This window comes from Porphyromonas somerae DSM 23386, from assembly GCF_000372405.1.
In the GTDB taxonomy this organism is placed as follows: domain Bacteria; phylum Bacteroidota; class Bacteroidia; order Bacteroidales; family Porphyromonadaceae; genus Porphyromonas_A; species Porphyromonas_A somerae.
In genome coordinates, this window is record NZ_AQVC01000066.1 from 1 (window position 1) to 7384 (window position 7384).

The 7384-nt window shown below is 44.0% G+C and carries 7 protein-coding genes; 1 reads left to right on the top strand and 6 read right to left on the bottom strand.

Annotation, left to right across the window (positions count from 1 at the left end; genetic code table 11):
- A partial coding sequence (locus A3GK_RS10835) for a carboxypeptidase-like regulatory domain-containing protein (protein ID WP_040576148.1) occupies positions 1-669 on the bottom strand: 669 nt, incomplete at its 3' end.
- A gap of 384 nt (positions 670-1053) precedes the next feature.
- Between A3GK_RS10835 and A3GK_RS0109665 the strand changes: the two genes are divergently transcribed.
- Positions 1054-1827 carry a response regulator transcription factor gene (locus tag A3GK_RS0109665; protein WP_018029249.1) on the top strand — a complete coding sequence of 258 codons (774 nt, stop codon included), beginning with the start codon at positions 1054-1056 and terminating at the stop codon, positions 1825-1827.
- On the opposite strand, the gene A3GK_RS0109670 is transcribed toward A3GK_RS0109665, so the two are convergent.
- The 5 genes from A3GK_RS0109670 to A3GK_RS0109690 form a co-directional block, all read right to left on the bottom strand.
- A complete protein-coding gene (locus tag A3GK_RS0109670; protein ID WP_018029250.1) occupies positions 1819-2583 on the bottom strand; it encodes a HesA/MoeB/ThiF family protein in 765 nt (254 codons plus the stop codon). The genes A3GK_RS0109665 and A3GK_RS0109670 overlap by 9 nt on opposite strands.
- A 342-nt stretch (positions 2584-2925) precedes the next feature.
- Positions 2926-4086 (bottom strand): cytochrome d ubiquinol oxidase subunit II, encoded by a 1161-nt coding sequence (locus A3GK_RS0109675; RefSeq protein WP_018029251.1) that lies wholly within the window; start codon positions 4084-4086, stop codon positions 2926-2928.
- 12 nt (positions 4087-4098) lie between these two features.
- A complete protein-coding gene (locus tag A3GK_RS0109680; protein WP_026161839.1) occupies positions 4099-5682 on the bottom strand; it encodes a cytochrome ubiquinol oxidase subunit I in 1584 nt (527 codons plus the stop codon).
- 60 nt (positions 5683-5742) lie between these two features.
- Positions 5743-6069, bottom strand: coding sequence for a DUF4492 domain-containing protein (locus A3GK_RS11340; protein WP_244860747.1), 327 nt, complete (start codon positions 6067-6069; stop codon positions 5743-5745).
- A 194-nt stretch (positions 6070-6263) separates the two neighbouring features.
- Positions 6264-6890 carry a porin family protein gene (locus tag A3GK_RS0109690; protein ID WP_018029254.1) on the bottom strand — a complete coding sequence of 209 codons (627 nt, stop codon included), beginning with the start codon at positions 6888-6890 and terminating at the stop codon, positions 6264-6266.
- Positions 6891-7384 lie beyond the last annotated feature (494 nt).

The following is a 7384-nucleotide window of genomic DNA, read 5'->3' on the forward strand; positions in this document are numbered from 1 at the left end:
TCCGCTGAGTCCCGAGCCGGGTTCGCGGCGGGTGTATATTTTGATGACGGCACCGACCGATGAGCTGTACTTGGCGCCAGGATTGGTGATCACTTGAATATCCTTGATGAGGTAGGGCTTTAGCTCTCTCAATTGATTGGGGGCGGTCATTAGTCGGTCGTTGATGTAAATGACTGGGGTGCCCTTTCCGGTTACTTTCACCTTGTCATTCTCCACCTCTACTAGTGGAATACCTCTGAGCACGCTGTAGATGTCGGTGAGCTTGGAGAGGGGCGACCCATCAATTTGGGTGCTAAGTCCGCCAGCGACCAATCGGTGCGAGACGCGATTGGCGGTGATGGCTACCTCCTCTAGCATGGTGGTGCTCTCGGAGAGGGTGAGTGCTTGCACCTTGAGGTCTTTGCAAAGCACTTGCTCGGTGCTGTAGCCGATCAGACTTGCTTGGAGTAGGACAGGTAGCTTGTGGTCGCCAATAGAGAGAGCAAAGGTGCCATCCTCCTTGGTGACGCCTCCTACGATGGTGGCGGAGTCGGGTAGGGCTATGGCTTTAATCGTGGCATAAGGAAGTGGTTTCCCCTCTTTGTCCGATACCTTTCCCTTGATCTCTTGTGCCAATAGGTTGCCTGTAGCCAAGCAAAGTATCAGCAAACTGGTGATGAATTGTTTCATAATGTGTGTGAATATCTTAGTGGTTTTGATTATGGCTTTTCTCTATCCTTCCCTCCTTTCTTCCGCAAAGGTAAGTATAAATTCGGTAGTTTGCAAAACAAACAACCGAATTTAACTTGGTTCGGATAGTTAGTTCCAACTTAATTACTTGCAAACAGGGAACACATCCTACTTTTTTGAGTCGCATCATACTCTATATTATTTGATGTGCACACTGCTTGTCTTTACACATGCAAAATTCTATACATATTGAATTTCCTGCAATACCCGAAAGGGTAATTCTGGAATGGTCCGATGTAAATGGTGCGATTATCACCCTTTCGGGTAAGGGTTTTACTTTTAAATGAGTACATTTGCATTGTGTTTATTCCAGACTGACTGTCAATGAGTGTATTTCTTAATGAAAATAACCGTCTACGGTTACCGCAAGATGTTCGTCCTCAGGTAGGAGACGAGCAATACTATGGCTTGCAGCCTTATATTGACTCTGCGAAGGCATTTGCCCGAGTTTCATACAAATCTCTCTACATCATCGATTATAATAGGATGAACTTTCTGTATGTATCGGATAACCCTCTATTCCTTTGTGGCGAGAATGTAGAAACGGTGCAACAAGAAGGATACGACTTTTATTATAATCATGTACCTGAAGAAGATCTTGAATTTCTTACACAGGTCAATAGAGCGGGTTTTGAGTTTTTTAAAGGAGTTGCTGTTTCAGAGCGCTCTCAGTATACAATATCTTATAACTTCCGAATTACTCAAAAAGAATCTCGAGAAAAGATCTTGATTAACCATCAGATAACACCACTCAAATTGGACTCAATGGGAAATGTTTGGTTGGCTCTTTGTTTGGTTTCATTAGCTCCAACTCAAGAAGTTGGAATTGCCTATATGACGGCGGTCAATTCGAATTCGATGTGGCAGTTTTCTCTAAAGAGTGGACGTTGGAAGCAGATTGATAGTATCGTGCTGAATGAATACGAGAAAGCGGTGGTTCGACTAGCTAACCAAGGCTTGTCTGTTGGTGATATTGCCAATGAAATCAACCGATCCGAAGATTCAGTCAAGGGCTATCGAAAAACTTTGTTCCAAAAACTTGGCGTGGGAAACATCTCTGAGGCTATTGCTGTCGCGACACATCGTAGATTAATTTAAGTCATCGTACTCTGAGTAATAGTAGAATTTGGGAAATATCTTTACAAACTCCCCACGAACAATACGAATAAGAATTGAAGCGCATATCCCTCCAACCAACGAAGACGCAATGGATAATTGAGGGGGAGGCAGTAGCATTTTTTCTTTCTCATACGCTCGTATGACATCTTCGATCCATATTTTAGGACGAACCCAATAGTTGAAATAATCTGTAATATATTGGATGGCTCTTTTCTCAAACCCCAAATAACTCTCTCCCTCAGTGAGCAAGCTCTCTAAGTTTGCTCCATCTGGAGAAACAACCATAACAATACCTGCAAATCCAATATTATAAGGATGTAATACATAAATGCCCTGCTCCGCACACAAATGGTCAAAGACAAACGGAATGTCACTTTTGAAATCAAGAGTGTTGATTGCTATATCGTGTTCCACAATGATATCCCTCACGTTTTCATGATTGATAAATGTGTTTATCGTCGAAATTTGTGCATTAGGATTGATGCTAAGTAGTCGTTTTTTCAATGCCTCTACTTTGGGTTTTTCCACATCTTCCTCGGTATAGTTCTGCCTATTGAGATTGCTTTCCTCTACCACATCTCCATCGACCAATGTGATAGTTTCAAATCCTATGCGCAATAGCGTTTCTGCGATATTACTTCCTATCCCTGCACCAGCAAGTAAGACTCGAAAATCTTTGATTCTCATTTGCTCTTCATCGGATATGTAGATTCGATTTCGTTCGTAGCGTTTCATTTGAATACTATTTTGATTACTTGTTTATGCGGGCAAAGTTCTTATTGTTTGCTTTTCTATGCAATACCCAAAAGGGTAATTCTTCGTGCATTTGCAATATATTAACCATTTGTCTGCTTCAGCCTATGATTTGTGGCGTCAATTGATAGCTGATTGTAAAGGAAATGTTTGATACGAGAAACAAAAATGTTTGATACGAGAAACAGAAACGTTTGATACGAGAAACAGAAGCTGTCTTTATTGGGAGCAAAGTTCTGGACAACCTTTTTCAGACAGCCACATAAAATAGAAGGGGCTCAACCAACGGCTGAGCCCCTTTGAACTATCTGAACGAGTAAGATATTAATAGTGGTTACCCTTCTTCATCTCCTCTTCATCAAACTTATGGAAATCTAGCTTACGCCATGCATAGAAGATGTAAGCCAGTACAAATGGGATCACTAGCGATGCGTAAGCCATTACCTCTAGCGTGTATTGGCTAGAGCTACTATTGCGAATCGTTAGTGAGCTCTGTAGGTCAGCAGTAGTTGGGTAGTAAGCTGTATTGTTCCAACCTGCCATCAGTAGCAGCACCGTCACTACGAGCACTACACCGATGCCCTCATACCAAATACCCTTATTAAAGTGAGGCTTGAAGACAGTCAGTAGGATACCCGCCAGTACTCCCACTACTCCTAGAAGCATTACTACCAGTAATACTGGCTGCTGTAGGAGGTTATTAAGATACTTGTACTTCTCCATAAACACCTCTCCAGTAGCAGGGTCTACTGCAAAGCCTTGAGTGGTTAGTAAGAAACCAAGGAAGGCGAGGAAGAATACGAGGAAGATAATCGCATTTGGAAGGATACGCTTGCGAGCAGCTTGATTGAGCTCCTCATCGCGTACGTTATTGACGAAATAGAGTAGCCCAGTGGTACGGGCAAGGAATAGCACTGCAAGTCCTAGAACAAGGTTCCAAGGATTGAGCACCGCCTCAAGTCCGTGAAGCATCACCCCATTGTAATCCTGCCAAGTAGAGACAGAGAGGTTGCCACCAAGATTGGTGAGGTTGGTTCTATCCACTACGAAGTTGGCACCAGTGAAGAAGGTACCTACGGCAGCACCGATGAGCAATGGGCCGAGTACTCCATTGAGGAATAGTGCCCACTGATAGGTCTTCTTGCCAAATACATTACCCTTCTTATTTTGGTACTCATAGGATACTGCCTGAATAACGAAGCAAAATAGAATGAGCATCCACACCCAGTAAGCTCCGTAGAAACTAGTAGAGTAGAAGAGTGGGAAGGATGCAAAGAAGGCACCTCCAAAGGTGACTAGTGTAGTAAAGGTGAACTCCCACTTACGACCTGTAGAATTGACCAGCATCCTCTGCTGTAGTGCGTTTTTGTGCAGTGAAAAGACAAAAGTCTGACCACCCTGTACAAAAAGTAGAAACACGAGAAGACCGCCAAGCAGTGAAATGATGAACCACCAGTAGTCTTGTAGAAAAATTAACTTATCCATACTGTATCCCGATTATTTCGCCTCGTTTTGAGAGTCGTTTGAAACATGATTTTTTGGTCCCTTCTTGATCGCATGGATCATAATACTTAGCTCGGCAATGAGCATCAGTGTAAAGAGGACGAGGAAGAGGGTAAAGGTGGTCTTCACTGCACCTGCTGCAATGTTGGAGACAGCGGCCTGTACAGGAAGAGCATCCTGAATAGTCCATGGTTGGCGACCAACCTCTGCTACTACCCAGCCTGCTTGTGAAGCGATATAGACTAGTGGGATACTAATGATCATTACCCAGTGGTACCAACGCATATTCATAAACTTCTCCTTATTGCGTCGGAGCATAATCAATGGCACTAGGCAGACCAAAATAAATAGCATTCCTAGCCCTACCATGATGCGGAAGCTGTAGTAAAGCATTGGGATATTGGGGATCAGGTCCTCAACATTATCGAAGTAACCATATCCAAAGTGCTCATAATTGGCATCTAGGATCTCTTTCTGAGCAGCTGCCTCAGCCTCGTTGCCAGCCTCTTTGGCAGCACGATAGTCGGCGAGAGCTTGGATAGCGATCTTACCTCTCTGGATACGCTCCTCGGCAGATAGCGCTATGGTACCATCGGGCTTGGTATAACCACCCTCTAGTATGTTTTTGATACCAGGTACGTAGGCGTTGGGGTCGTTGAAAGAAAGAATTGAAAGCCCGCTAGGAAGTGCAATATTAAAAGCGTAGTCGCTCTTATCACTTGCCCAGTCGGCTTTTTTCTTGTCGCTATTCACGATACCAATGACGCTAAGAGGTGCCTTTTCGCTACCCTCATACATATTCTCCATAGCAGCGAGCTTCATAGGTTGGTAGGTAGCTACATGGCCTGCAGAGAGGTGACCTGTGGCGATGGTAAGAATCGCTGATACCAAACCAAGGGTGGCTGCTAGCTTGATGCTCTCAAGTGCAAACCTTTGATTGCGTTTGCGGAGTAGGTAATAGCCGCAGATACCCATAACCACGATAGAGCCTAGCATCCAGCTAGAGATCACTGAGTGGAAAAACTTTGAGACAGCCACAGGAGAGAGGGCTACATCGCTGAAGCTGATCATTTCGTGACGCACTGTGTCGGGATTGAGTGCTGCACCGGTAGGATATTGCATCCACGCATTGGCCACCAAGATCCAAACGGCAGATAGTGTAGCACCACCAATGGTGAGCCAAGTAGAGGCGAGGTGGAACTTCTTCGACACCTTGTCCCATCCAAAGAACATCACTGCAAAGAAGGTGGCCTCCATGAAGAAGGCAAACATTCCCTCAATCGCTAGGGGAGCTCCGAAGATATCACCAACGAAGTAGCTGTAGTTGGACCAGTTGGTACCAAACTGAAACTCTAGAATAAGACCAGTGGCAATACCTGCTGCGAAGTTGATTCCGAAGATCTTTTGCCAAAACTTGGCAGTCTCCTTCCAAAAGTCGTCCCCAGTACGGTAGTACTTAGTCTCGGCGAGTGCCATAATGAATCCCATTCCTAGTGTGAGCGGAACGAAGATCCAGTGGTACATCGCTGACATCGCAAATTGTAATCGCGACCAATCGATAAGTGCACTTAGTAACATAGTAGGTAAAAATAATGCTGATATATTGTTGTTGTATTATATTATTTAATGTGTGTGCGACTACTCCTCACCTCCCTCAGGTGTGATCGTAGGGGTAGCAGTTGGCTCAATAGCCCTATTCACAAGCTCATTCCGCACATACTCTTGTCGGCCCTCCTTAGTCTTAGACTGCTCCTTGAGGAAGTTAGGGAAGAAAAATAGCCTGAGTACGCCAAAGAGGATCAGCAACTTAATGATATTGAGTATCCAGAGAGGCTTACCCCACGTCATACTCCTTAGCCCTTCTTTCCATAGCTGTATCAGTTTGGGGAAGAAGCCCTTCTTGAGGGGGACTAAGCTATCACCACTGGTGGCTTGTTCCTTGTTATTATCAACAATCTCTTTCACGGTAGGCTTGTTATTTCTTTTTCTTATGGTAATGAATTCGTGTGCTAAATTATAAAACATTATGCACACTACCAAATAATAACCCCCTTATTTTGTTGTTTTTTCACATTGTCGCCTATCTTGTTATACAAAACGGGGCTTTTCAGACGAAAAGCCCCGCATGCTAACAACTATAGGTTAGCCGATAGTATCACTTAGAATAGGACTCTAGCAGTTACAGAGAATCCCTTTTCCTTGGTGTTGATGTAGTCATTAAAGACCTTTGCTGCTCCCTCAAACTTATAGCTATCGCTCATTGCTGCATTGAATGTAGCAGAGATCTGTAGATACTTGAGCACCTCTACGCCGATACCAGCATTGAGACCAATTCCTAGTTTATTGGCCTTGATGTCGTTTGAATTATCAAGCTTGATATCACCTATATTAGTATTGAGTGCAAAGTTGAAGCTAGGGCCAGCAAGGATGAAAAAGCGAGCTGCAGGAATACTGAATACATAGCCTTTCACATTGACAGGTATCTCAATCAGGTTGCTCTTTAGGCTCAGTGCATCCTCTCCAGCCTTTTCAATATCCATCCCCTTTTGTGCATATAGCAATCCAGCCTCAAGTGCTAGTGGAAATATGGGGAGCTCATACTCCACCATAGGGCCTATATGGAAGGAGGTAAATAAATCGCTCTTTAGCTTATCTTGGTTGGTGCTAAACTTGCTGAAGGTAGCACCACCCATCACGCCCCAGCGGAAGCCACCTTGAGCCTGTGCGGTGAGTGAGCTAGCAAGTCCTAGGATAATAACCGAAACAACGGTATAAATTCTCTTCATAATTGTTCTATATTTATGATTAATAAACTATTTGTCGTCGCAAAGATATTCAATTTTTATGAGCCGATAAAACGAATAGCCAAGGTCGACACATTATAATAAGGTATTATCCAGTGGTATTCATTGGAGAGCCTATGGGGAGAGCCCCCCTTGTCTAGGCAAGAAAAAGCGTAGGTTCAAAACCACCTCAAAGCACCTCCTAAATCCTCTATGCTAGTAAGGCTAAAGTGGAGATGCAACTAAGCAATCGGCGAGTTGCAACTAAGCATTTGCCGAGATGCAACTAACCGATTGCTTAGTTGCATCTCGGCAAACGCCTTTGTATGGCTTTGATTTACAATCGGTTGTAAATGGGGTCGCAAAGACCCCGTTTTAGCTAGGTTTTTTACTTTGCTCATTTAATGCGTAACCCCTATCTGATAATCAGGGCTGAAATGTTAGGATAAACTTGCCGTATGGCAGGCCCTCTTCCAAGTGCCTATTAGGGTTCCCTG